We start from the raw sequence: 25,275 nt of genomic DNA, 5'->3' as shown, positions 1-25,275 counted from the left end.
GTGCCACAGTAATTGTTGTGAAACTTAGTTTTATTTTGGCGTGAGATCACTTTTAGGATTAGTATTATTAGGTTCTATACTTTCTTCTACTGTAGTAGTTTTGGCACAAGAGCAATCCCTTCAGGTTGTTTATCCTCCCGCAAACTACCAGACTAGCAGCGATAAAATTTTTTTCATTGGCACAGCGCCACCAACCGGACAAGTTCTCATCAATGGAAAACAGGTAAACCGCAGTAAGTCTGGTCATTTTGCTCCCAGTTTACCCTTACAGTTGGGAGAAAATCTCTTTACCGTAAGTCACCAAAATCAAACCGTTCAGATTAAAGTAACAAGGCTTGCTACCCAACCTGAAGTACCACAAGGGCTAGCTTTTGCTAAAGATTCCCTGACTCCAGCAGCAGATATAGCCAGACTGCCAGGGGAACTTGTTTGTTTTAGCGCGATCGCTGCTTCTAATGCCAGTGTATCTGTGAAATTGGGTAATCAAACAATACCTCTTGCGCCTCAACTTCAACAAGTTCAATTGCCAAGTAACTTGGCAGCATTAACAGGTAAAAACCAGCCTGCTCAATCTACCATTGGTAAATATGAGGGTTGCACCATTAGTTTTGGTATTGGTTTATCGGATAATACCAAAGATGTGGATTTGGGTAAACCTCAGTTTCAACTTACACTTAATGGTAAAACAATAACTCAGGAAAGCCCCGGAAAAATCACCATTCTTTCACCCGCACAACCGCAAGTTGTCACGGTGACAGCAGAAGCTGGTGTTGCCCGCACCGGGCCGAGCACAGATTATTCTCGACTCACACCCCTACCCAAAGGAACTAAAGCCGCAGTCACAGGAAGGGAAGGAGAATGGTTGCGCTTAGACTATGGCGGCTGGATTAATAGTAAAGAAACAACAATCATATCAGGAGCAATTCCCCCACGCTCAATTATTCGCAGTGTTGGTTACCGCCCACTGAGCGATCGCACGGAGATGGTTTTTCCCCTGCAAATTCCCGTGCCGATTTCCGTACAACAAGGCGATCGCACATTTACTCTCACCCTCTACAATACAACTGCCCAAACAGATATTATTCGCTTAGATGATAACCCTTTAATTTCTCGTCTCGATTGGCAGCAGGTGGCACCAGGACAAATACAATATACCTTTAACCTCAAAAAAGACCAACAATGGGGATATAAGCTGAGATACGACGCTACAAGCTTAGTTTTAAGTTTGCGTCACTCACCAGTAATTCCTGACTCTAAACGCAAACCTTTATCTGGAATCAAAATTTTATTAGATCCCGGACATGGTGGGAAAGAATCAGGCGCATCAGGACCAAATGGAGTTCTGGAAAAAGATGTAAATTTGGTAGTGTCAAAGTTACTGCGAGATGAGTTGGTGAAGCGAGGCGCAACAGTAGTGATGACACGAGAAGAAGATAAAGAAGTGTCGCTAGTTGAACGTCAAGCAATCATCAATCAACAAGAACCAACTATAGCTTTATCCATACATTACAACTCTCTGCCTGATAGTGGTGATGCTGAAAACACTAAGGGAGTGGGAACCTTTTGGTATCATCCCCAAGCGCACAGTTTAGCAGTATTTATACAAAATTATCTCGTTGAGAAATTAGAGCGTCCATCCTATGGCGTGTTTTGGAATAACTTAGCGCTCACACGCCCAGCTGCTGCGCCATCGGTGTTGTTGGAGTTGGGTTTTATGAGCAACCCTTGGGAATTTGAGTGGGTAACAGATGAGAAAGAACAGAAGAAATTAGCAAAGGCGATCGCACAAGGGATTGTTGAGTGGTTTAAGAGTGTAGAGTAAACCGGGTTTATTTTACTTGAGATTATGGATGTTAACAGAGGGCGATCGCGACTTTAGTTAACCTCGTAAAACTCAGGAGGTGGAACTATTTAAGGTGATTTTGGCAGTAAATAAGGTAAAACTTTAGATGCCTGCAAAAGATATTTATCACGATGCTGTTAAGAATGCCTTAATTCAAGAAGGCTGGATAATTACAGATGATCCCCTGCATTTAAAGTGGGGTCAAAAAGATATGTATGTAGATTTAGGAGCAAAACAACTCTTAGCAGCAGAACAAGGAACTAAAAAAATAGCTGTAGAAATTAAAAGTTTTGTCAGTCCTTCAGAAATGGCAGATTTAAAAGATGCCATTGGCGGATTTATCATGTATCGTGCTGTAATCAATCGCCTGGAACCAGAAAGAAAATTATATTTAGCAGTACGTGACACCGTATTTGTCACTTTGTTTGAGGAACCAATTGGTACACTTTTAATAGAAACTGAGAATCTAAAGTTACTCGTTTTTAATCCAGAGACTGAGAGGATTATCCAATGGATACCTTAGATAATTATCGACGCATCATCAAAGATGTGTTAGTACCTTACACACAAATTCCTTATTCCTACGCAGCTATTGAGTGTAAAACAGTCTTTGATAGCGAAAATGATAGCTATTTGCTGGTAACTCTTGGCTGGGATGGTGCGAAGCGAATTCACGGGTGCTTAGTTCATATTGACATTATTGATGGCAAAATCTGGGTGCAACGAGATGACACAGAAGATGGCGTAACCTACGAATTAGAAGCTGCCGGAATTCCCAAAGATAAAATTGTCTTAGCTTTTCACCCGCAAAATGTGAGGCAACACACAGGATATGCTGTTGCATAAGTTTAACCCATGAATTTAGAACGAGGAAAGTACAATTGACGTGCTACAGTTGATTTTCGACTTCTGAACAAAGTTTGATTCTTACAAAGATTATGGCAACTTTAACCAGTATATAAAAGTGAAGCGATCGCCTCGCTCAACATCGCTTAAGACATCTACTTTACACTAGCGATCGCCATTCCAAATAAGTATCAAGCTGATGCATTAACAATGCAAGCGGTTGCATTAAAATAACACAGCGATGCAAATGTTAAACTACGAGATTTTAAATTGGTATAAGCTGTCTTAAACTTGTTACTGTGCCAAAAGCACAAGCATAGTAAAAATCATGTTTTAGAAATCGACCACAGATAAACCACGAGATGCACACGGATAATTTATCTGTGTTTATCTGTGTCCATCTGTGTTCGTTACGATCATAAAATTGGATTTTGCAATCAATCTATTATTTCGTGCGAGTCTGTATTTCTAGAAAATAGATAAGTTGTTCAATTAAGCCTGGTTCGGGAAGAAACAAACTATCTATACGAAAAGCTGTTTGTTTAACTTCCACTGCAATAAATTCATCAATATCACTGATTACAGCAGGTTGAGCAATAAATTCAAAGAAAATACCAGGAAAATTCTCAAATATTTGATAAAAAATGGAATCAGTTTTCATTTGCTAACGAACTTGTTGAATTTATCTCTTGCCCGTGCAATATCGGCATTGTCAACAAGCCCCATGCCAAACCCGTTATCAACCCAAAGACTGTAACAATGTAATTATTGAAACTCAACCATCCCAAAACTTCTGCTGCTAATTCCAACGGATAAGCCATCATCAAAACACTGGCAAGGGCTACACCACTCCAACCATATTGATGCAACCAGTAAAAACCTTTACCGCCAGTCACCCCACACAATAAACGAGTGAGCAGCAAACCCGTTACTGTACCGTAGCAACGCATACACACAGCCATAATAAACGGTGCAGCCAAGGCTACTCCCATGTCCGGTTGTGGGCAAACATGACTACCCATAAAATAAATAATGTCCGCAATGACAGGTAAAATTGGCAATCCAGATGCTGCCAGAAAAGGTGCTGCAAGCGGCCCTAATACCATCCCCGCTAATAAAATGTCTGCAACAAGACTTACCCAGCGAATTTCTGACTCTCTGTTGAAAGCTACTCCTTGAATCATAACTTCCTGTTTTGCTTTGATTTTATTTTCAATAGATTAATCACTACATCAAGCTATTTTATCAAAGCGCGATCGCTGATTATTTTTTAACGCACCTTCAGGATTTGTATTATGAGCGTCGGGTTCAAATTCAAAAATTATGATGGATTTTGATTGATTAATAATATCTAAAGCACGACAAAATACTCAATATTCATAATTCATATTCTTGTGTATTTATTGTGATCCCAGTAATTTTGCTGTTAAGCAGGGAAAAAATTACAATCAAAGCTTGTATCAGTAATCATTTAGTTTCCCGGCTTACCGTTAACTTCAGCCGGGAAATCCTCTATTAATTCACCTTGGCAGTATACGGACTTGTTAATTTATCCAATTGCTGCACTAACAGACTCAGGAACAATCCTACATCTGTGACAACACCAAGCGATTCTACCGAACCTCGATCGCTTAACTTCGTCACAACTGCTGGATTGATATCGACACATACCATTTTCACTCCCGCAGGTGTCATATTGCCTACGCCAATAGAATGCAGCATCGATGACAACATTAAAATCATCTCTGCACCTTTGAGCAGTTGGGTGTATTCTGCTTGTGCTTTGAGCAGATCCATCTGAGTATCGGGTAAAGGCCCGTCATCGCGAATTGAACCGGCAAGGCAGAAAGGCACGTTATTCTTGACGCACTCATACATAACGCCACTATTAATTACCCCCGCTTCCACAGCTTTGGCAATGCTGCCGTAACGCCGGATGGTATTAATTACCTTGAGGTGATGGCGGTGTCCGCCCCGTACCGCCACACCCCGCTTCATATCTACACCAAGGGAAGTCCCCATAACCGCTTGTTCGAGATCGTGAACAGCGATCGCGTTACCACCCAATAGTGCCTGCACGTATCCTTCTCTAATCAGTCGTGACAGGTGTTCGCCACCGCCAGTGTGAATTACTACAGGGCCAGCTGTGACAACTACTTTACCACCTGCATCACGGATTTTACGCAATTCCCAAGCTACTTGTTCTACAACTAGTTCTACGCGCCGCTCGCTAGAAACACCCGCTGACATAAAGCTAAATTCCTCAGCGTTGCGTTTTTCTCGCGATTCAGTCTTGCGGATGGTGCGGATACCTTGTACATCGACGACGACTTGCTCGCCAACTTCTAAGTCGCGCAATAATTTACACCGTGCTACCAAACCTTGAGGAGTTTGAGAAATAGCGATCGCGCCATCCATACGTTGATTTTCTACTTTGATCCATTCACCGCGAATTCGCACCTCGGTGGGGTAAATCGTGGTGACATAAAAATCATCGGGAGCAACACCAGCGATCGTAACTGGTTCTAGTTTGGCATCTCGCTCGTCTTGAGGTAAATCTACTGCCCCCAAGTCAATTAACTGTGAGATAATTTCTTCCATCACATCATGGGAAGGTGCTGTCACCTTCACTTCTGCTTTGGAAGTACTTTGCCGTTGTTCTCCCAAGTTGAAATTTAATACTTGAAAACTACCGCCATTGTCTACAATCAAGTCCAAAGCACGGTTAATTAAGCCAGCATCAAGCAAGTGTCCTTCCATGCGAACGATGCGGCTTTCGACGAGCGTGTTGGCATGAACTTCTTCTCTAACTGGTTCTGTTACTCGTAGCGTTAGACATTTTGCTGCACCACCCGCTTTGAGAAATTCTGTGAGTGGTGTTTCAAGGATCTGGAAACCAATATCGGTAAGACGTGCTTTCAATGCATCGCTAGCTTTGTTCATCACTACAACACGGTCTACATTTACCGCGTTGCAAGCAAAGTTTACTGCATCAGTTTCATCTATAGCGATCCGCTTTTGGGGTGCTACTCGCATTTCAATTAAGCGATTTGAGTAGGAATCAAAAGCAGCAGGATAGTAAAGCAAATAGCCGTCTGTTAACGGACAAAAGCAAGTATCGAGGTGATAGAAGCGCTCATCTATTAATCGCAGGGATAACACCTCGATATCCAGCCATTTTGCGAGGTAGGGATGAGAGTCTAATTCTGAGCGAAATCCGTACCCCGCCCATAGCCAACGTCCTTCCCGATCCAGCAGTGCGTCCCCTGCTCCCTCAAAAGGCAAGTCTTTAGGTAGTTCGTAGACTTTGTAACCATTTTCTTCAAACCACTGTTTGAAATAAGGTTCTTCTCCTTGGCGCTCTTTATGTAAAAAACGACTTAGAACTACGTTATCGCCCAGTACCAAACCAGCGTTGGCAGTAAACACCATGTCAGGCCAACCTTTTTGTGGTGACGCTAAGTCTACAATTGCATGATCTTTAAGAATTTTATGGAGGTTATGCCACTGTTCGACGGCGCGAGCGCGCGATGACTTGTGAATATTTCCTTCCATCCAAGGATTAATCACATAGTCAACATCGTAGTGGTCGGGGGGACACATTAAATAGCGAATCTGGGAATTCATAAAAAATTTCACAAGCGTTATGGATGCGTTCGCCAAAGGCGTACTGGAGGTTATCGTTCTATGACTGAATACAGATTTTTGTGTATTCTATTCTGTAGAATTTGTTACTAAAATTCTACCTTGTGATAGTTGGAAGCTCTCAAAAGACTTCTTTTTTATTCTATTATCTGCAATAACACAGGTTTTATTTTTAATACTCTCAGCCGTAGTATGAGAAAAATAGAGAATAATTGAACATCATCCTAAAAAATCATACTTAATGTTCACTAAAGGTCTTTTTTCCCCATTAAACTATATTTCTGGAGCTATTTAGATTCAGGCACAGGCAATCAACTAAAGAAAAAGTTTTGCTTGATTAGAGTTGCTCTGTGGCATTTCTTTATAGAGAAATCATATGCTTTGCTAAAGGTTATGCAGAAAATTTATATCTGCCTCCTTGACACGGAATTACTATTACAAACAAGTGCATGGCTTCAGACTGGTTGCAAAACTATTTTCAAAATCACTGAAATTATTACATTATTTAGATTCCAGTCCACAGGCCACAAAATATTCGAGTTACCAAATCATACAGAGTAACATCAATTGAGGTAAGTATGAATACAAGCAAAGCTACAGAAAAAGCAATGCCTATTGATAAACTCGCTTGTCAACATTACTTAAGAAATTATGAAGAGTATCTTAAACCCTTGAGAGATCAGGAAATCGTACTGTTTGAGTTAGGAGTCGCTGAAGGTAAATCTTTACTGTACTGGCGTGATTTTTTTCCGAAAGCTCAGATAATTGGTCTTGATATTCATCCAGTACAGATTAACGACCCATCCAACCGGATTAAAGTCTATCAGGGGGAACAACAGAACCGCGAAATCTTGAACAAGATAGCAGCTGAAGTTGCGCCGAACGGTTTTGATGTGATTGTTGATGATGCATCCCACATTGGACAATATACAAGGATTAGCTTTTGGCATCTGTTTGAGAATTACCTCAAGCCAGGTGGTTTATACTTTATTGAAGATTGGGGATGCAGTTATTGGGATATTTATCCAGATGGGAAAAAGTATTTTCCTCAGCAAGTTGATTTCACCTGGTATGAAAAGCTTCTCAACACTTTGTTGAAGATTTCTTTCATACAGAACACTACTTTATTTCGCAAGTTGGTTAATAAATTGCGTATTGTACTTGTCAAGAAAGAGTTCCCTTCACATCAGCGCGGCATGGTTGGATTTGTCAAAGAACTTGTAGATGAGTGTGGATCTCCCGATATAACTAATGAACTTTTTGGCAATCCTCCGAAAAAACCATCAATGATAGAGTGGATGAGAGTCTCTGTCGGTCACGTTGTGATTAAGAAGGCAGTGCAAAAGTAAGGTAAAGTTGGAGTACAGGGCCAAATTAAGCAGGTAGCAATGAGCAAACTTACATACCATGCTTGCATACTAGATTTAATTGGCCCTTGTTAACACTACAATGTTGGTCAGGATAGCCTGCAACCATCACCAGGACTGAAGCCAGAAACCATCGCTCGGATTCATTACGCTAGAGAAATTTTACTCTCCCGTTTAGAGAATCCGCCATTAGCTATTAGTGCTGAAATTGACGCAAATTCTTGGAGTAAGCGATCGCGTAGCGTGTGCAAAGTGCGACCGCTCACATCAATGTGGTAGAATTTTTGCAAATAATTCTTATTTAGCTTAATCTTCACCTTGAATTTAGCCCATCATGACGCTCACTCTCAGCCAAACTGACTGGAATGAACTGTGCCAGCAGACTCCTCAACTGCGCTATCCCAGTTTGATACTTGATAATTATGAAGTACTTTTGAGTGTACCAGAACGTCTGGGTCAGGGCTATAGCCGCCATATGGAATTATTACCAGGGGTACGGCTGAGTTTATATAACTGGGAATTTCATCGGGATTGGTCGCTCAAAGCACCAGTACATGACCATTTGGTGCAATCTTTGGTTATTTTGTCTGGGGCAATCCATGATGAAGAGGTGTACCCCACGTTGGGAGGACAGCGGAGCTACTTCTCTGGTAGCGGTATTTCGCCTTCCTACACCTCACGATATGAGCGATCGCCCTAGCACTGCTGCCTTTTTCCCGACAATTCGCTTTGTGGTTGTCATCGGTTTCATCGCCACGCTGTTTTTTGGTGGTGTAGCAGTGGCAAATAATCAGTTAACTGTGAGAACCTACGGTTTCATGGTATTTATCGTCTTTCAACAATTCGTCACATTGATTGCATATATGTGATCGATAAAGGTGAAATTGTTGAGCAGGGTAAGCATGAAGATTTACTAGCACTTGATGGTATCTATGCCAGTCTGTGGCGCTTACTGTCTGGGATTCATTAATATAAAGAGAGAAGCTTGAAGTTGTTAGAGGATTCCGCCTTTAAGGGGCGGAAATGCATTAATTACGCTGGCAGAGTGTAGCGTTGTTCAATTGCCGCTTTAATAGCAGCACGACTTTCGGATGCAGAACCGTTAGCAGTTTGTTCTATATTTTCAACTTCTTCAGCTAAAGATTCATCTTTAATTGCTTCTCTAAACCAGCGCGAGTAATCTCCTTGGCTTAGATGATACAACCAAGTTTCATCATCTACGCCATCTGCAATTTGGGTAAACAAAATTAAGTTCTGAGCGCGCAGATTCAATTTACCTTCTGCTCCGCGAAAATAAAAGCTTTTGTCTTGTCCCAGTTCTCCTTGCGCATACTTGCGGACATGACGGCGGCGTTCGGTATTTCCAGGGGCAATGCGGAAGCGGAATGGTTCGGAATCTTGCCGAAACCAAGCGTAAACTTCTCCTGGTTCAAGGGTTTGGGGTGTTAATTGTGGCGGACAGTTACCGACGACTGTACAGAATTGCTCAATGTTTTGTTCTGGTGAGTTGCCAACGGTAAGGATAGCATCTACCAAAGATAAAGCAGCAGGTGCAACTTGATCGGGATGCACGGTAATGAGCATCAAGCCATCTATTTTTTGAGGTAAAGTTAACGAGGCAGAGTTCCAAGATGAAGGCAGAAGATGGTGTGCTTCATCCACTACTATCCAATGAGGACGTCCTGTTTGCGATCGCAATTCTTGCAAAGCCGGTAGTAATGCTGCAAAAAACGCTGGGCGATCGCCTAAAGCAATACCAAGTAAGTTAACAATTACATTTTGATCAGGTCGTTCAAGTAATTTCAATACTTCTGTTAATCGTGGCGAGCGATCGCTATCACCCAAAACAACCGCATCGGCAAAGTTTTCGTAATCTCCCTCCGGATCGATAATGCAAAATTGGTATTTTTGCTCGGCGATCCGTTCTAACATTGCTGTTGCCAAAGTGGATTTGCCCCCGCCAGATGTGCCAGCGAGCAATAGACTTAAGCCATCAGATTTAATTTTTACCTCGGAACTATCTTCTCGTGTTCCCAAAAGAATGTTGTGTCGTTGCAACTGAGTGTTGATATCAGCCAAATCTGAGGTAAGTAGTTTATCGATCACCTCTACAACACCAGCACCGCGACTGCGATCGGTGACGAAATCCACCCGTTCTTTCACCGTTGGTAAGGCATTGGCTACCGCAACCGAACATTCACACATAGTGAGGAAGGCATGATCGTTTTCTGCATCGCCAATACCGACAACATTGTGTGGCGATAACTTCAACTCATCCAAAGCCGCAGTTAGCCCCGCAGCTTTGTTAATGCCGCTAGGTAGTACCATTACCGCACCTTTATTAAAGATGACTTGCAATTCTAATCCCAACTCGCGGATTACCTCTAGAACAGTTGTTTCATTTGGATGCCAAGTAGCGACAATAACTTTACCTACTGATAAAGGCTCAACATGGCGCTCCTGCAACGCTTTAATAAACTCTACGGGTGGTTGCGTACCCAATATTTTTTCTTGATGGGAAGCAGGGAAGTAAAGCAAAGCACCATTTTCTGCCACTACACAATCAAAACAATCAAATTGGGGAAACGTCTGCTGTAAATCATCTAGTTCTCTTCCTGTTACTAAAATCAGTTTTCTACCAGAGGCTTGCAGGCATTTTAGTGCTGCTAGGGTTTCATCATTTACCTGTCCATCTGTGGCAAGTGTACCATCGTAATCAGTAGCTAATGCAAAGTAGCGCATGGATGTAGTAGTCATCGGCAGCTTTTACTCAAGAGCTTCTTTATCAAATTGCTGCAGTTCGCAACTTTTGTTATCCAGCTTTAGAAATAAAATTTTAGGGCGATTGGGTACTAGGGTTTCGTAATTCCTAATCCTCCACAAAGTATATATTCCTTCTGCCGTCTGTCATCTTCCTCCTGCCTTCAGTATTGCCAAAACTTGATAGTTTTATCTTGACTACAACTAGCTAAAATATTTTTTTGAGAGTTAAAAATCACAGTTCTTACTTCAGCTTCGTGTTCGGAACTGGTGAATATATAACGTTCTTTTTTTATATCCCAAATATTTATTTTCCCATCTTTACTTCCAGCAGCAATTACTCGGCTATCAGGACTAAAAGCAACTGAATTAATTTCACTATAATCTTTTGCAGAATGAATATGATTCTGATTTTTAAAATCCCAAATTTCTAAACTATCATCACAGCCAATAGCCAGTAACATTCCATCAGAACTAAAAGCAACGGAGTTAATCGGTGCTAAGTTAGTCACTAGTGGTGGACGTCTTAATCTATTTTTAGGTAATAATCTGCTTCAGTATGAGTTTTTCACAATTTTTAGAAGATGAAAAAGATTGATTTACGTAAAACGGTTCTATAGATTTAAAAATTAGAGCTTGTTCAGATATAGTAGAGTCGTTTAATTCAAAGGAAGTTGAAAGTTTAGCTGGCGTAGGATCTGTAAATTCCCAAATGAACAGATAAATCCTTAGTCTTAACACAACAGGTAAATGTCCAATCTTTTATTTCTTGAGTTCCCTTTGGCCATGTTTCACCTGTAATAATTTCTGTATAGTATGTATTGAGAAGCTTACGTTGTAGAGAATCTTCTACATCAAGAAAAAAACCATATTCTCCTTGAGTAGATAATTGCTTAAATAAACTCGCTAGAAAGACTGTTTTTCCTGAACCACTTGGGCCGAGAGTCATGATACTATATTTTTTCATACTTTTCTGAGTCTAAATAAGAAGTTAAAATTGACCAGAAATTAAACTTTTGAGTTTTCTCAATCAGGAATTAAATCAAAGCTGTTTAAGGTAAACTCAAATCTGATTTGTGAAAGTCTCTAATAACTGCGTGTGTGAGTACTATTTCGCAAGTTTTTTCAATTCCAAGATGAAATTATGAAAATAATTGGTTTAAAACTGTAAATATATGAATTTTTATGCTTATTTACTCGTTGAGCAAAATCTTCTTATTTTTAATTAAAAATTAACGATTATATGAGATAAATTTACAGTATATTTGCAATTACAATATAATTCTTTTAAAAACGAACGACCTCGTAAAATCTACTGAGAAAAATTCTATACAATGAAATTTTGATTGGAAAAACTACAGATAGTTTATGAACTGATGACTGAACTACTATGACGCTGATAGCGATCGCATACGATATTATAAAGAATGCGAAATCTTAACCTAGCCTTCATCTCAAAGCAGTGCCAACTTATTCCAACTCGGAATTTAACAATAGCTTTACCCAGTCTTACGAGCGGGGATTGCAAAGAGTACTCGATCGCCTGATCGTTACCATAGAGCGTGATGAGTTAGTGAGACAAACTACGAACCACTTGAGAGAGTGTTTCCAAGTTAATCGCGTGGTTTTGTATTACTTTTACTATCAGTGGCAAGGGCAAGTAACCTTTGAATCATTGAGTTCTGAGCAATTTTCTATTCTTGGTTCCACGGGGCCAGATAATTGTTTTAACGATGAGTACGCTGCTCTATATTTGGCAGGAAGGGTAAGGGCGATCGCCGATGTCGAGTCAGAAGCGATCGCTACTTGTCATCGAGATTTTCTTCGTAATTTGCAGGTTCGTGCTAACTTGGTTGCACCAGTTTTAACCCCTAAAGGTTTATGGGGATTGCTCATAGCCCACCACTGCCAAGCACCTCGTGCATGGACATCATCAGATATTGAACTGATCCAAAAAGAAGCGCAAACTTTGGCAACAGCACCTTGTATTCAAGAGAGTTAGTGGGTAGTGGATAGTGATAGTGGTTAACAAGTAAAAATTAACTATTAACTACTGTACAGGCGGGTTTATAAGATAAGTTATCTGTTTGAACAGCAAGATTATCAACAAAACCCGCCCCTACTACCTAATAACCACTAACTACCTGCTTTTATGCCTTACCTGACATCAGCTAGTGCTATCCGTTCTCTAATTTTTGAATATACCAACACTTCAACTTTGTGGATAGATACAGAAGTCGCCGATTATAACAGTCGCAACCCCAGACTGTCATTGATTCAGGTGTTAGACGATCCTAAAGATATGACTGGCGATCGCATTCATGTTTTAGATGTACTTGAACAACCTGATGTTGTGATTGACTTTATCGACCAAATCATGGTTAACCCTGTGATTGAAAAGGTATTTCACAACGCTAGCTACGATTTAAAATTTCTGGGTAATAAAAAGGCAAAAAATATTACTTGTACTTTAGAAATGGCAAAAAAAATACCCTACTATATATTGCCATTATCAGACTACCAACTTAAAACTCTTGCCTCAAAACTATGTAACTTTCAGTATATAGACAAACAAGAACAAAGTAGCGATTGGGGACAACGTCCTCTCAGTGAAGAACAAATCGAATATGCTTATCTAGACTGCATTTATCTAGCTCAGGTGCATATGCGTTTGCTAGAACTAGCTCAACAAAGTAATCCCAATCCTGTGACTGAAGACTTGATTGCACTTGCTGCAAGATACCAAGAGATTGAGCAGCAATGGAAACTACTGAATTCAGAGTTTGAGCATTTGCAACAAAGAATTAAACAGGCGATGCAAGCTCAAAATTTATCGGAAACTTTGGACTTCAAACTAACTAGTTACGAACGAACAACTGTCAAAGTATCATTTGTAGAGTTAGCTAGGCTAGTACAAACAGAAGGTATTGTATTAGATTTTCCGCTCACACTGACTCAGAAATTACAAAAAGACTTAGGAAAAAACCTTGAACAATTGTCAGCAGATGTAGAGAAAATTACTGCTTGGCGTTTAACTATGAAAACTTCTGAAAGTGACGTTGAAGATAAGTAAATTTTGCCCCAAATTAAAAATATTTTAGATATTTTAAATGCAGTCTTTAAATAAAAGATGACAAAAGGTTGGAAAAATTATTCCAATATAGCAGGACAAAATATTTGTTAACTGTAATTTATGAAACTGCGTTTATGGGAGCAAAAATTTACAACAATGGCAGTCAGTATAACTGCGCTAACTGCATTTACTGCTATCACAACGGTTTCCTGTGCTAAGAACAATGATGTATTAGTAACAGAAATTGGAGTTAGTCCTCCCAGGCGTCCAGTATCAAAACCATCAAAAGCAGCAGACTTTTACATCCAAGGACAGTATAAGCATATTCAGGGAGACTCTCAAGGCGCGATCGCTGCTTTTACGAGATCCATTAACCTGAATCCAGATTATGCTCCAGCCTACAATAGTCGTGGACTTGTCCACTTCGATATGGGAGACAAGCAGCAAGCAATATCAGACTACAGCCAAGCTATTCGCCTCAATGCCAACAATGCCGAATTTTTCAATAATCGTGGCAACGCCCGTGCTGCACTAGGAGATATCAACGGAGCAATTGAAGATTACAATCAAGCCATTCGTCTTGCCACTACCTATGCCGAAGCCTATAATAATCGGGGTAATGCTCGCGCTGCAACAGGAGATAGAAACGGGGCAATTTCCGATTACGATCAAGCCATTCGCCTCAATCCCCAGTATGCTGCTGCCTATAATAATCGGGGCAATGCCCGTGCTGCAACAGGTGATCAACAAGGAGCAGTTGCTGATTATGACCAAGCGATTCGCCTTGCTCCTAGATTTGCCGCCGCTTATAATAATCGAGGCAATGCCCGCGCTAACTTAGGAGATAAACAAGGAGCCATTGCTGACTTACAGCGAGCCGCAAATATCTTTCAACAGCAAAATAACGATCAGTTGTATCAACAGGTAATGAACAATATCAGAGACTTTCAGCAGCAATAGGGTGTGAGTCAATTACAAGGCAGGAGGAAACTAGGACAAGGAGACAAGGGGAAAGAACGTGCTGATCAATTCCCCGTTCCCTGTTCCCTGTTAAGAGTTCCCTAAAACTATGGGGGAACTCTAAAGGAGTAGTTCAAAGGGCGATCACCTTTAAATAAAGTTACGCCAGCCCAACCAAGTTGTTGCTCAACTCCCACATCCGCTCTGCTCTTTCGTCATCACGAGCTTGGGGAGAAACTCTTTGAACAAAGGATTTGCCGTCTTTCTTCTGGCGATTTCCCCAGCTCCAATAAACTCCAGATTGCTTGTACTCAGGATCGGCAACTACTGCTGCAACTCTTTCACCAGCTAGTTCCTGAGATACGTATCCTCCGGTAATATACTTCTGAAATAATGGGAAAAGTTTTTGAAACAAAGGATAGTGGTTTCTAAATAACGGTGTTTCTGCAACACATCCCGGATAGAGAGAACTGAAGACAATACCAGTTGACTCGTGATAGCGTCGATGCAATTCCCGCATCGTTAGTACATTGCAAACTTTACTATCCTTGTAAGCTTTGACAGGTTCAAACTTCTTGCCATCAATCATGGAAATTGGCTCTTTAAACCCTGCTGCAAAGCCATCTAGATTTCCTAAATCTGGGCGTGGCGGAATTTTTCCACCCAATTCATCTGGGTTGTGTGTCACGGTTCCCAAAATCACAAGTCGGCGATCGCTTCCATTGGAATTTTTGAGATCCTCAAGCATCAGGTTACATAAGAGAAAATGACCGAGGTGATTGGTGGTAACAGTCAACTCGTAGCCTTCTGGGCTTCGCAATGGCTCTTTGATTAAAGGCATATAAATGGCGGCGTTACACACCAAAGCATCCAATGACTTGCCGCTTGCCCTGAAGTTATTCACAAACTGTCGAACACTTTCCAAAGAGCCTAAGTCGATATGCATAATAGTGTAGCTGTCTTGTGGCATTCCCACAGATTGAGCAGCTTTTTGAGCCTTTTCTAAATCCCGACAGGCCATTACTACGTGCCATCCTCTTTTCGCAAGTGCTTTTGCAGCATACAAACCAACCCCTGAGGATGCCCCGGTAATTACAACCGTTGAGTTACGATTTTGTTCCATTTTATTTATTAAAAATATATTGCCAATCCTTTATTGTAAAGCTTTGAGGATGCTTTATTTTTTGTGGAACAATGCTTCGGCTATTCGGTATCGCAAGCTTAAATGTTGGAGATCAAAGCTTTAAAATTTTTAACATGAACTGAACTGTAGTCACGAAAGTTTGAGCTTTAGTGACTATAATTTGAAGTTTGGTAACAGCAGCTTCAATGTTTGTAACAAAAACTGAAATTATTATACTGAAAATATCAAAAATAAAATCTAGCCAAATTTTAACGGCATAACATGGGCAGTATCTGGGAACTCGATTTTTACTCCCGTCCAATTCTGGACGAAAATCAGAAAAAAGTTTGGGAAGTCTTAGTGTGCGAAACTCCTTTGGATACCCGTACAAATGTAGATTCTTTGTTTCGCTATGCTAAATATTGCCCTAGTACCCAGGTAAATTCGGCATGGTTGCGGACGGCACTGCAAGAGGCAATTGACAAAAAGGGAGAAGCACCAATTAAAGTTCGCTTTTTCCGTCGGCAAATGAACAATATGATTACTAAAGCTTGCCAGGACATTGGTGTTCCGGCACAGCCAAGCCGTCGAACTTTGGTACTCAACCAATGGCTGCAACAACGAATGGAAGAAGTTTATCCTCAAGAAGAAGGATATCAAGGGGGTGCTAATCCTTCGGTGCGTTTGGAAGCCCCTCTAGCTCAACGCCTACCAGACGCATTAGAAGGGCAACAGTTAGGATTTGTGACTTTACAAGCCTCGGAATTTACGGATATGTCGGAGTGGGATATCAGCTTTGGTGAAGGATTTCCCCTAGAGTTGGTAAATATTTCTCCCCAAACTCCTATTCCTGGTGTTTTGATTTTCTCACCAAGAGCATTGCCTGTGGCTGCTTGGATGTCTGGTTTGGATTTAGCGTGGTTGAAATTTGACCGCAGTCCACAAGGGGCAAGATTACTTTTAGAAACCGGGGCGACTGAAAGCTGGATCTTAGCAAATATCAAAAACCCCCAAATGCTTACTCAAGCCCAAGACTTTGAACAAGCCAAGCAAAAAGCTAACGGCGTGCATTTTATTGGAGTGCAATCCAATCCCCAAGCAGAATCTTTTGCAGGGTTTTGGCTGTTGTGTGAGATCAATCTGTCATAAAGTTAATTGGGGATTAGCTAGTGGCTAATTCGTGCATCTTGCAATTAACCATTAGCTATTAGCAATTAGCAAGAAAAAATATGGTGTCTAAAAAGTTACCAAAAGATACACTGGCAGAACAATTACTGGAACTTGCCTTACGATCTGGTGCAGAAGCTGCTGAGGTGTATCAGTCGCGATCGCTATCTCGACCGGTATTTTTTGAGGCAAATCGCCTCAAACAGCTAGAAACCAATCAGTCTGAAGGCACAGCATTGCGGCTGTGGTGTAACGGACGTCCAGGGCTAGCAGTGGCTTATGGCAATGTGGAACCGCAGGCGATCGTGGAACGTGCTTTAGCTCTAAGCCAATTGAACCAACCAGAAGATGTGGAACTTGGCAGTAACTTTCAGCCTGGTTATCCAGACTTGGGGGTAGAGGTACCAGTAGAGAAGTTGGTAGAGTGGGGCAAAGAAACGATCGCTCTCATCCGTGATGTTTACCCAGAAGTTCTGTGTAACGGCGACTGGGAATGTGATGTTGAAAACACCAGACTTGTCAATAGCAAAGGTTTAGATTGCTACTACACCGATACAACCCTTAGTTGCTATATCTCCGCAGAGTGGGTAAGGGGTGACGACTTTTTGAATGTTTCCGACGGCGAAACCGAACGTGGCAATCTCCAACCCAACAAACTTGCTGCTCAAATTTTACAACGCTTGTCTTGGGCAAAAGAGAATGTTTCTCTCAAGAGTGGTCGTTCGAGCGTGTTGTTTACTTCTAAAGCGGCTGATATGCTTTGGGGAACTGTCCAAGCTGCATTAAATGGTAAGCGAGTTTTGGAAACAGCGTCTCCTTGGGCGGAACGCATTGGCAAACAGGTAGTTTCTCCCTCCCTGACTCTATATCAAGATCCCGAAGCAGGACCTTACAGTTGCCCTTTTGATGATGAAGGCACCCCAACTCAGTCTTTAGTGTTTATTGAAAACGGAGTCTTGCAAAATTTTTATAGCGATCGCACTACAGGAAAGCAGCTGAACATACCTTCGACGGGTAATGGTTTCCGTCCTGGTTTAGGTAGCTATCCCACCCCTGGTTTATTTAATTTTCTGATTCAACCTGGTTCAGGAACGCTGCAAGAATTGATTCAACAATTAGACGATGGCTTGATTGTGGATCAAATGCTCGGCGGTGGCAGTGGTATTTCTGGTGACTTTTCTATTAACGTCGATCTAGGATACCGCGTCAAAAATGGTCAGGTAATTGGGCGTGTAAAGGATACAATGGTGGCGGGTAATGTCTATACAGCTCTCAAACAATTGGTTCAATTGGGTGGAGATGCTGACTGGAACGGTTCTTGTTATACCCCATCTTTAATTGTGGAAGGACTTTCCACCACAGGCAAAAACAATTAAATAATTAGCAATTATGAATTGCCTACACTCGAACAGATAAAAAACCTTCTGACTTCTGCCCTTTGCCCTCTACCCTCTGCCTTTTTCAAGTTAGCAATTAAAAATTAAAAACTGTTCCTAAATATGGAAGTTTCAAGTCATAGCCAGGATGGCATTCAGCTTGATAGAGTCGTCTTTTTTGGACGTACTTTATCAGAATATCTCAAATTTTTTGACCTTGATTTATCCCAATGGAAAGGTTGCAAAATCTTGGATTGTCCATCTGGTGCAGCTTCTTTTGTTGCAGAAGCTAATAATATGGGCATTCATGCTGTAGCTTGCGATTTGTTGTTCAATCTTGATGAGAATGTTTTGTTTGATAAAGGAAAAGCAGATTTTGAACACGTTGTTGAGAGAGTTGCTCTGGTTCCACAATTCTACAATTGGGAATTTTATGGAGGACTAGAGGAATTTAAAAAATACAGAAAGCTTGCTTTTCAACGCTTTGCTCAAGATTATACAATCGGAAAAAAAGCAGGACGTTATATCTTTGCGGAATTGCCAAAATTACCTTTTGCCAATCAAAGCTTTGATTTAGCTCTCAGCGGTCATTTTTTATTTCTTTATAGTGATGAATTTAATTATAATTTTCATTTAAATTCTATTTTGGAATTGTATAGAGTTTGTTCGCAAGAAGTGAGAATTTATCCCCTACAAGGCAAAAATGCCAAACTTTATCCATTCTTAGATAATTTACTGTCTGATTTGCAAGCCGTAGGGATTACTGCCGAAATTGTTGAAGTTAACTGGGAATTTCAAAAGGGTAGCAATCAGATGCTGCGCTTAATTCGTTAACAGTTATCAGAGCCTTTTGTAGAAAAGTAATTTTAAAGTTTTAATTTTTAATTGTTATGTCGCCCCCTGTGCTGACTCAGTGGATTCGCACTGTCTGGCAACCGAGAAGAGGTTTAGCGATCGCAGAAGCTTGCATCATCGGTATAGTCGCCGCCTTCTCTGCTGTATTCTTAAAATTTGGTTCTGGATGGGTAGGAACATGGCGGGTTCAAAGTTCCTATATCTTTCCTGTATGGATGATTCTACCAGCAATTGGTTTGTGTTTTGGATTCTTAGCAGGTTTGTTGGTAGAAAGGTTAGCACCAGAAGCGTCTGGCAGCGGGATTCCCCATGTCAAAGCCTCTCTTGCTAACCTACCAGTTAGACTTTCTTGGCGAGTAGCAGTAGTGAAATTACTTAGTGCTACCCTGGCTTTAGGTTCAGGAATAACTCTCGGTAGACAAGGCCCCACCGTACAAGTTGGCGCAGCTTTAGCAGGAGGAATGAGTCGTTTGGTTCCCACTTCTCCCGATCACCGACGCCAGATGATTGCAGCGGGTGCAGGGGCAGGTTTGGCAGCGGCTTTCAATGCGCCGATTGCTGGGGTATTGTTTGTTGTCGAAGAGTTACTCCAAGATTTATCGGGTTTGACTCTGGGAACTGCGATCATCGCTTCGTTTATTGGTGGAGTCGTCTCTCGCTTATTGGGTGGACGTAGTTTGTTACTAAACCTGGAATTGAATAAATCCTTAAGTAGTTTTTCAATCCCAGAAATTCCTTTTTTCCTATTATTGGGTATTTTAGCAGGGTTACTAGCGGCATTATTTAATAAGGGAATAATTGAAAGTATAAAATTATATCGAAGCTTGCATATTAGCTTGCCACTAAAGGTTGCTTTAGCAGGATTTATTTCGGGTATAATTGTTGCATTTTTACCTAGCTCATTCCGAGATAACACTGGCTTACGAGAGTTTGTAATTGCAGGAAGTGTGAATCCTTCCTTAGCGGTATTTGCTTTTTGCGCTCAGTTTATTCTCACCTTAATAGCATTTGGTTCTGGAGCACCAGGGGGGTTATTTGCCCCTAGCTTAATTTTGGGTTCTTGTTTAGGATACGTTGTCGGTGTCAGCCAAGTCCAATTATTTGGATTTGGCTCAACTACTACCTATGCTTTGGCGGGGATGGGAGCATTTTTTAGCGCCGTCTCGAAAGTCCCAATTACAGCGATCGTGATTGTATTTGAGATGACAACAGATTTCAATTTAGTCTTACCTTTGATGATTGGCTCTGTTACATCCTATCTGGTTGCTGACAAGCTCATGCCAGGCTCTTTATATAGCAGACTTTTACAATTTAATGGCATCAATATCGAAAAACCAGTTCCGATCGAGGGCATCTTGACAAAGTTAACAGCCCAAGATGTTATGCAGCAACGGGTGGAAACTTTGGATGCACAGATGTCTTTAGATGAAGTGGTGCAAGCTTTTTCTCGCTCCCACCACCGGGGTTTTCCAATCGTAGAGGAAGGTAAATTAGTCGGAATTGTTACTCAAAGCGATTTGCTGAAGATTCGCGATCGCAACTTGGCTTCATCTACTCCTGTGCGAGCAATCATGACACCACAGCCAGTCACGGTTACACCCATTCATAACTTGGGTAATGTGCTGTATTTATTGGATCGCTATCAGATCAGTCGTTTGCCAGTAGTAGAAGGGCGAAGACTAATTGGAATCATTACTCGCGCCGATATTATTCGAGCTGAAGCAGACAGTCTCAACTGTGAACATCGAGAACACGGCCCGCAACCGGAACCATCTTATGTAGTATACCAAACGCGATCGCCTAGTACTGGCAGAGGTCGATTATTAGTGCCAGTTGCCAACCCAGAAACAGCAGCGATACTTATACAAATGGCAGCAGCAATTGCCCGCGATCGCCATTACGAAATTGAATGTCTGCAAGTAATTCTTGTCTCTCGTCAAAGTTCTCCAAGTGAAACACCAGTCAGAACAGCAAAAAGTCGGCGATTACTGCGCAACGCCGAAGTTTTGGGCAAAAAGTGGAACATCCCTGTACATACGCAAATTCGAGTTGCCCACGATGCCGCCCAAGCAATTTTAGAAACCATCACAGAAAGACACATTGATTTAATTCTCATGGGGTGGAAGGGTAGTACTTCTACCCCCGGTCGTATTTTTGGGGATGTAGTAGATACTGTCATTCGCCAAGCTACTTGTGAAGTTGTACTGGTAAAATTAGGGCAGGGGGAAGTCTCCGCCTCATCTCAAACATCTCCTCCCCAATTCAACCGCTGGCTAGTACCGATGGCAGGTGGCCCCAATGCTAGGATGGCAATTAAATTGCTTCCTGCTTTGGTGACATTGGGACAAAATCCGAAAATTCGCCTTACACGAGTGTTTAAGCCATCGGAATTAGAACCAGATATGAGAGTTTTAGAAGAGGCGATTCGTCAGCTTGTTCGTCGTCGAAAATTATCTAGTACCGTCATTGCTGCCCCAATTGAAGCCGATTCTGTCAGCGAAGGTGTGATTAACCTCGTGAAAACCGAAGGTTATGATGTAGTCGTTTTAGGGGCTTCTCGTGAAGGGATGCTACAGCAAGTGATCAAAGGAAATATTCCTGAGGCGATCGCTTCTGGGGTAGATAGTACAGTGATATTGGTTAGAGGGGCGATTAACAATTAAAGTCCAGACCATGAATGATATTCTCAAATTAAACTGCCTGAAGTTTGGGCAATTACTATTTCCTAAGTTAAGCCTTACAAAAAAATAACTCATACCAATGCGTGGATTTTAGATTAAAACCTTCGATTAACAGACTATTCCAAAATTTTGAAACAAGACTCCCGCTCGCCAATTTGGTATCAAAGCAGACATTTCACCGCACAGCTAACTCTTGTTGAAGCCACTGCTTTGCAGATAGCTTATCAATAGCATAACTCGCAATATCAGAGCCTATACTCTTATGAGCGCTTAACATTAACTCATCTCGTTGCTGCCAAATAGCAAATATTTTTTCCCTGCCATCATCCAGTGTATCTGAGTCAATTTGATAAAACTCATTTATCCGCTTTAGCTTCAAACCCAGCAACTTTAATAATCGACTGAGTATTTTTAAAGCTGAGATGTTTTCATTTTTTCTAACTAAATTAATACCAAGTGTTCTTTTGATATCTTTGCTGAAGTTAACAGCAGTATTTCTAAACAAAAGTAGCTCGGCATCATTTTCAGTAAACTTTCGTTGTAGTTCTAGAAAATCAAGTATTCCCAAAGCTCTTAATACTTCTACTTTCAAAGTATAAATTTTTAAGTCTGGTAAAAAAACTTTTCCTTCTCCCCAAGATAATTGTTGGTGCCATTCCTGTTTATCTCTGATGCGAAAATACTCACTTTGATGGGTAAGATAATAATGGATTAGTAATTGACCATAATAACCTTTGTCATCCCATAACTTAAGTTGAGGAGTAACATTCACACCATATCTTTGTCTGAGAATATATTTATCAATTTGATTTCGTTCCTCATTAGTTAATGAATGTTTAGCTAATAGCCGCTCATATTCTATGTAATCAATATCTGGAGCATTGACTACAGCATTTGCTGCTGCTAATTGATTTTGTTGCTTAATCTCTCTAAATTTACGCTTAATATCTTTGGCTTTATACCGTCTTTGTGACCACTCTTTTTGCACTTTCACAATTTCTATAATTAACCTTCTACGAGTTGGTAAATCATTTGGATCAGTTGCTAAAAAAGCCAAACGTAAATCTCGAATAATATTATTATGAACTGCATTACTGCGTGTCTGAATTTGATGACCATCATTAGTTAAGCCATCTTTCATTGATTCTCGATACAAGCTAATAGAAGCATTGACTCTTGCTGCTAGTTTTGCCCAAGTTCGTAAATGAATTGGATCGTAAACTAATGGTAAATCTACATCTATGTAATGCAATGGGCTAAGTAAAGATAAGTTCTCTTTTTGATTTTCTTGATACCAATAGGACAGCAACCGATAATTTGTGCTACCAGAACCAATTAAACCAATACCACGCTTGGCACACCAAACTATTCGTGGCACATCATCGCGCACTCTTGATAATGCCTGTCGTGCCTCTGAGTCAGGAATTACTCCTTGAAAAATTCCGTAAACACAATCAAAATGTTTAACATCAATACTAATTCCTGTTCCCAGGCTAGGAGTAACAAAAACAGAATTGTATTCGGTAACTTTATGATTAATAGCTGCTATAAAATCGGCAGCCTCATGTCCAGGAGTATTAGTTGTGAGACTACTCACTACTAAAGTTTTAGGAAATTGTTGTTGCAATTTTTGTAATCGCTCTTTTAGATAACTTGCTATAGTTTCACAACTATAGCGTCCAGAGCGACTATCAGTTGTAACATAACATTTTCTTCCTGCAAGTAAATCTAATTCTAGCTGATGAATTAATGGAGTTGGGTTAGGGGAATCGTAAAAAGTTACATCCCAGCCTCGCTGGGGTTTCCATTGATTAACAATTACCCACGGTGTTAGTTTAACTCCTGCTAATGCTTGTAAATATTCTAAAGACACATCTGATAAATCGGCGTCTTGAGCAATAACTAATCCACCTGTAGTTAAAACTGTAGAAATTAGCTGCTGGAATACCTTTAAGATTTTGACACGTTTTTCTTTACAAGTACTACTATTGAGTAGATGCCATAAAGATTGCTCTACCTCGTCTAAAATAACTACTGCCCCTTGCCAATCTTGAGGATGAAGTTTCCAAAGAGAATCAACACACAATCCAAGAGACTTGGTAGGAGTGGTGCTTTGGAAGCGATCCGAAAAAGGAGAAAGTAATTTAGCAATTCCTTCTTCCGTGACTCTGCCGCTCTCTATATCTTCTTTACCCATCCCCCATTGAATACCAATTTTTTCACATAAAAATCGTCCCAGTTGGATTCTATGAGTTATTAATAAAACTGGTTGATTTCTACTTTTTACTCGCTTGACAAGTGCTTGCAAAGCTGTAGTTTTACCTGTTCCTTTTGCTGATTTTATTCCTACTAATCCAGAATCAGGAAAAGTGATTTCTCCTAAATAACGACAGTCGAGAGTAAGTGCTGGAGCAATTGTTAATTCACTATGGGGTTTTGTTTGAGCAAGGTAAACTTCTAAATCCACGCTCTGACGATATACTTTCTCGAAAGCAATCGCACCTTTAGCAACGATAAACTCATCAACCCCTTTTTCCATCCCTGGCAAATCGATCACTTGTACAGGACAATTTTTTGCCTGGAATAAAAAACCTAGTTGAGAGATGGCATTGTTTACTGCTGCAATTTTATTGGGTTGAGTTTCAAAATCGAAACAAATGTAAAACGTGCGGTTTTTGATGGCAAACGCAGCTAAGTCGGGTATGAGCTGACGATTAATAACTTTGCCCAATTCATCTTTAGTAACGCGGTAACCACTGGTAATTCCAGGAATGCCTATAGTTGCATATCCTTGTGTTAATAGTGCAGCGGCTTTCTTCACACCCTCACAGATAATCACTGGTATGTTCTGTTCCATCACCCATTGCCAAAAACCCATCGCTTCGCCATTTTCAGCAATGATAATATTTTCGGGCATGGCTTGATTGTAACGTTGGGCAACTTGTTGCCATACATGCAGAGGAACTCGCAGACAAAAGACTCGCGTTGGTGTGCAGGGAGGATGTTCGTACTTAATAGACTTGCCTTTCTCATTCAATCGGGGCTGGCTGGGCTTAAAGCATCCCCACTCCATCACTCGCCAATTATTCAAGGGATCTAGCCCAGAACACCACCAACCACCAGAGGCAACGTGAGCGTAACGATGGAGCCAGCCACTCTTAACCATGCCAGTGTTTGTACGTGGCAAATGCTCAGAAATTAACAGGTAATCATAGGCGGTTTCATCTTGAAGAGACATAAAGTTAAGTTGAGCAATGTGTATATCTATACTGCTGCTCTTGACAATTTCTTCAAGGTGTTCGGGGTATAAATGGTACAGATGCATTGGTGATGCAGACAGAGGAGACAATGGACTTAACAAGTTAACACGCCTCTACTGTTTCTGTTGGCATTAATTGTGACGTTTTTGTTTTACTCTTTTTAATCAGTTACTAGAGATACAACGGTTATTCTGAAACTTGGTGTTTGTGTCTTCTTTATCGTTCTATCAATAAGTTTGTATTGCTATAATTTATACATATACATTTTACTTATAAGTAGTTTCACGGTTGCTTCCAGTGATATCAACTTTTTTTGAGG

22 protein-coding genes are annotated in these 25,275 nt (G+C 40.9%); 13 read left to right on the top strand and 9 right to left on the bottom strand.

The window, feature by feature from the left end:
* The first annotated feature begins 40 nt into the window (after nucleotides 1-40).
* The 3 genes from U2718_RS02960 (at nucleotide 41) to U2718_RS02950 (ending at nucleotide 2,689) form a co-directional block, all read left to right on the top strand.
* Nucleotides 41-1,822 (top strand): N-acetylmuramoyl-L-alanine amidase, encoded by a 1,782-nt coding sequence (locus tag U2718_RS02960; RefSeq protein WP_341994922.1) that lies wholly within the window; start codon nucleotides 41-43, stop codon nucleotides 1,820-1,822.
* Between the two features lie 127 nt (nucleotides 1,823-1,949).
* Nucleotides 1,950-2,366: a XisH family protein gene (locus U2718_RS02955; RefSeq protein ID WP_341994920.1), complete on the top strand. Its 417-nt coding sequence runs from the start codon at nucleotides 1,950-1,952 to the stop codon at nucleotides 2,364-2,366.
* Nucleotides 2,354-2,689, top strand: a complete 336-nt coding sequence (locus U2718_RS02950) for a XisI protein (protein WP_016877168.1) — start codon at nucleotides 2,354-2,356, stop codon at nucleotides 2,687-2,689. Before U2718_RS02955 ends, U2718_RS02950 begins: the two co-directional genes overlap by 13 nt.
* 445 nt (nucleotides 2,690-3,134) lie before the next feature.
* Here U2718_RS02950 and U2718_RS02945 read toward each other — a convergent pair whose 3' ends face one another.
* From U2718_RS02945 to U2718_RS02935, 3 genes are all read right to left on the bottom strand, one after another.
* The gene (locus tag U2718_RS02945) at nucleotides 3,135-3,350 is read right to left on the bottom strand and encodes a DUF2887 domain-containing protein (protein WP_341994917.1); all 216 of its coding nucleotides are present in this window, start codon (nucleotides 3,348-3,350) and stop codon (nucleotides 3,135-3,137) included.
* Entirely contained in the window at nucleotides 3,340-3,873 is a 534-nt protein-coding gene (locus tag U2718_RS02940) for a DUF2085 domain-containing protein (RefSeq protein ID WP_341994914.1), read from the bottom strand. The genes U2718_RS02945 and U2718_RS02940 overlap by 11 nt, the downstream gene beginning before the upstream one ends.
* Before the next feature lie 331 nt (nucleotides 3,874-4,204).
* On the bottom strand, nucleotides 4,205-6,316 hold the full coding sequence (locus U2718_RS02935) for a TIGR00300 family protein (RefSeq protein ID WP_341994912.1): 2,112 nt from the start codon (nucleotides 6,314-6,316) through the stop codon (nucleotides 4,205-4,207).
* Nucleotides 6,317-6,912: 596 nt separating this feature from the next.
* On the opposite strand from U2718_RS02935, the gene U2718_RS02930 reads away from it, so the two are divergent.
* Nucleotides 6,913-7,683 (top strand): hypothetical protein, encoded by a 771-nt coding sequence (locus tag U2718_RS02930; RefSeq protein WP_341994910.1) that lies wholly within the window; start codon nucleotides 6,913-6,915, stop codon nucleotides 7,681-7,683.
* Nucleotides 7,684-7,847: 164 nt separating this feature from the next.
* Here U2718_RS02930 and U2718_RS02925 read toward each other — a convergent pair whose 3' ends face one another.
* Complete coding sequence (locus tag U2718_RS02925; protein ID WP_341994907.1) at nucleotides 7,848-8,018, bottom strand: hypothetical protein; 171 nt, start codon at nucleotides 8,016-8,018, stop codon at nucleotides 7,848-7,850.
* A 17-nt stretch (nucleotides 8,019-8,035) separates the two neighbouring features.
* Here U2718_RS02925 and U2718_RS02920 point away from each other — a divergent pair, with 17 nt between their 5' ends.
* Together U2718_RS02920 and U2718_RS02915 are read left to right on the top strand one after the other, a co-directional pair.
* Nucleotides 8,036-8,401, top strand: coding sequence for a hypothetical protein (locus U2718_RS02920; protein ID WP_341994906.1), 366 nt, complete (start codon nucleotides 8,036-8,038; stop codon nucleotides 8,399-8,401).
* Nucleotides 8,385-8,570, top strand: a complete 186-nt coding sequence (locus U2718_RS02915) for a hypothetical protein (protein WP_341994904.1) — start codon at nucleotides 8,385-8,387, stop codon at nucleotides 8,568-8,570. Before U2718_RS02920 ends, U2718_RS02915 begins: the two co-directional genes overlap by 17 nt.
* A 163-nt stretch (nucleotides 8,571-8,733) precedes the next feature.
* Here U2718_RS02915 and U2718_RS02910 read toward each other — a convergent pair whose 3' ends face one another.
* From U2718_RS02910 to U2718_RS02900, 3 genes are all read right to left on the bottom strand, one after another.
* Nucleotides 8,734-10,458, bottom strand: a complete 1,725-nt coding sequence (locus U2718_RS02910; protein ID WP_341994902.1) for an HAD-IIB family hydrolase — start codon at nucleotides 10,456-10,458, stop codon at nucleotides 8,734-8,736.
* A 167-nt stretch (nucleotides 10,459-10,625) separates the two neighbouring features.
* Nucleotides 10,626-10,973: a hypothetical protein gene (locus tag U2718_RS02905; RefSeq protein WP_341994900.1), complete on the bottom strand. Its 348-nt coding sequence runs from the start codon at nucleotides 10,971-10,973 to the stop codon at nucleotides 10,626-10,628.
* A gap of 170 nt (nucleotides 10,974-11,143) precedes the next feature.
* Nucleotides 11,144-11,428 carry an ATPase/DNA packaging protein gene (locus tag U2718_RS02900; RefSeq protein ID WP_341994897.1) on the bottom strand — a complete coding sequence of 95 codons (285 nt, stop codon included), beginning with the start codon at nucleotides 11,426-11,428 and terminating at the stop codon, nucleotides 11,144-11,146.
* A 495-nt stretch (nucleotides 11,429-11,923) separates the two neighbouring features.
* Here U2718_RS02900 and U2718_RS02895 point away from each other — a divergent pair, with 495 nt between their 5' ends.
* The 3 genes from U2718_RS02895 (at nucleotide 11,924) to U2718_RS02885 (ending at nucleotide 14,494) form a co-directional block, all read left to right on the top strand.
* Nucleotides 11,924-12,463, top strand: a complete 540-nt coding sequence (locus U2718_RS02895) for a GAF domain-containing protein (protein WP_341994895.1) — start codon at nucleotides 11,924-11,926, stop codon at nucleotides 12,461-12,463.
* Between the two features lie 150 nt (nucleotides 12,464-12,613).
* Entirely contained in the window at nucleotides 12,614-13,534 is a 921-nt protein-coding gene (locus tag U2718_RS02890; protein WP_341994893.1) for a ribonuclease D, read from the top strand.
* A gap of 120 nt (nucleotides 13,535-13,654) precedes the next feature.
* On the top strand, nucleotides 13,655-14,494 hold the full coding sequence (locus U2718_RS02885) for a tetratricopeptide repeat protein (RefSeq protein ID WP_341994891.1): 840 nt from the start codon (nucleotides 13,655-13,657) through the stop codon (nucleotides 14,492-14,494).
* 160 nt (nucleotides 14,495-14,654) lie between these two features.
* On the opposite strand, the gene U2718_RS02880 is transcribed toward U2718_RS02885, so the two are convergent.
* Complete coding sequence (locus tag U2718_RS02880) at nucleotides 14,655-15,617, bottom strand: protochlorophyllide reductase (RefSeq protein ID WP_341994890.1); 963 nt, start codon at nucleotides 15,615-15,617, stop codon at nucleotides 14,655-14,657.
* A 282-nt stretch (nucleotides 15,618-15,899) separates the two neighbouring features.
* Between U2718_RS02880 and U2718_RS02875 the strand changes: the two genes are divergently transcribed.
* The 4 genes from U2718_RS02875 (at nucleotide 15,900) to U2718_RS02860 (ending at nucleotide 21,678) form a co-directional block, all read left to right on the top strand.
* Nucleotides 15,900-16,766 carry a Tab2/Atab2 family RNA-binding protein gene (locus U2718_RS02875; RefSeq protein WP_341994888.1) on the top strand — a complete coding sequence of 289 codons (867 nt, stop codon included), beginning with the start codon at nucleotides 15,900-15,902 and terminating at the stop codon, nucleotides 16,764-16,766.
* Between the two features lie 80 nt (nucleotides 16,767-16,846).
* Nucleotides 16,847-18,160, top strand: a complete 1,314-nt coding sequence (locus tag U2718_RS02870) for a TldD/PmbA family protein (protein WP_341994887.1) — start codon at nucleotides 16,847-16,849, stop codon at nucleotides 18,158-18,160.
* A gap of 123 nt (nucleotides 18,161-18,283) precedes the next feature.
* Nucleotides 18,284-18,994: a class I SAM-dependent methyltransferase gene (locus U2718_RS02865; protein WP_341994886.1), complete on the top strand. Its 711-nt coding sequence runs from the start codon at nucleotides 18,284-18,286 to the stop codon at nucleotides 18,992-18,994.
* 56 nt (nucleotides 18,995-19,050) lie between these two features.
* A complete protein-coding gene (locus U2718_RS02860; protein ID WP_341994884.1) occupies nucleotides 19,051-21,678 on the top strand; it encodes a chloride channel protein in 2,628 nt (875 codons plus the stop codon).
* 193 nt (nucleotides 21,679-21,871) lie between these two features.
* Here U2718_RS02860 and U2718_RS02855 read toward each other — a convergent pair whose 3' ends face one another.
* Nucleotides 21,872-25,021 carry a plasmid replication protein, CyRepA1 family gene (locus tag U2718_RS02855; protein ID WP_341995123.1) on the bottom strand — a complete coding sequence of 1,050 codons (3,150 nt, stop codon included), beginning with the start codon at nucleotides 25,019-25,021 and terminating at the stop codon, nucleotides 21,872-21,874.
* Between the last annotated feature and the right edge of the window lie 254 nt (nucleotides 25,022-25,275).

The sequence above is a fragment of the Chlorogloeopsis sp. ULAP02 genome (assembly GCF_038404745.2).
Taxonomy (GTDB): Bacteria; Cyanobacteriota; Cyanobacteriia; order Cyanobacteriales; family Nostocaceae; genus Chlorogloeopsis.
This window is presented reverse-complemented; position numbering and strand designations above follow the sequence as displayed.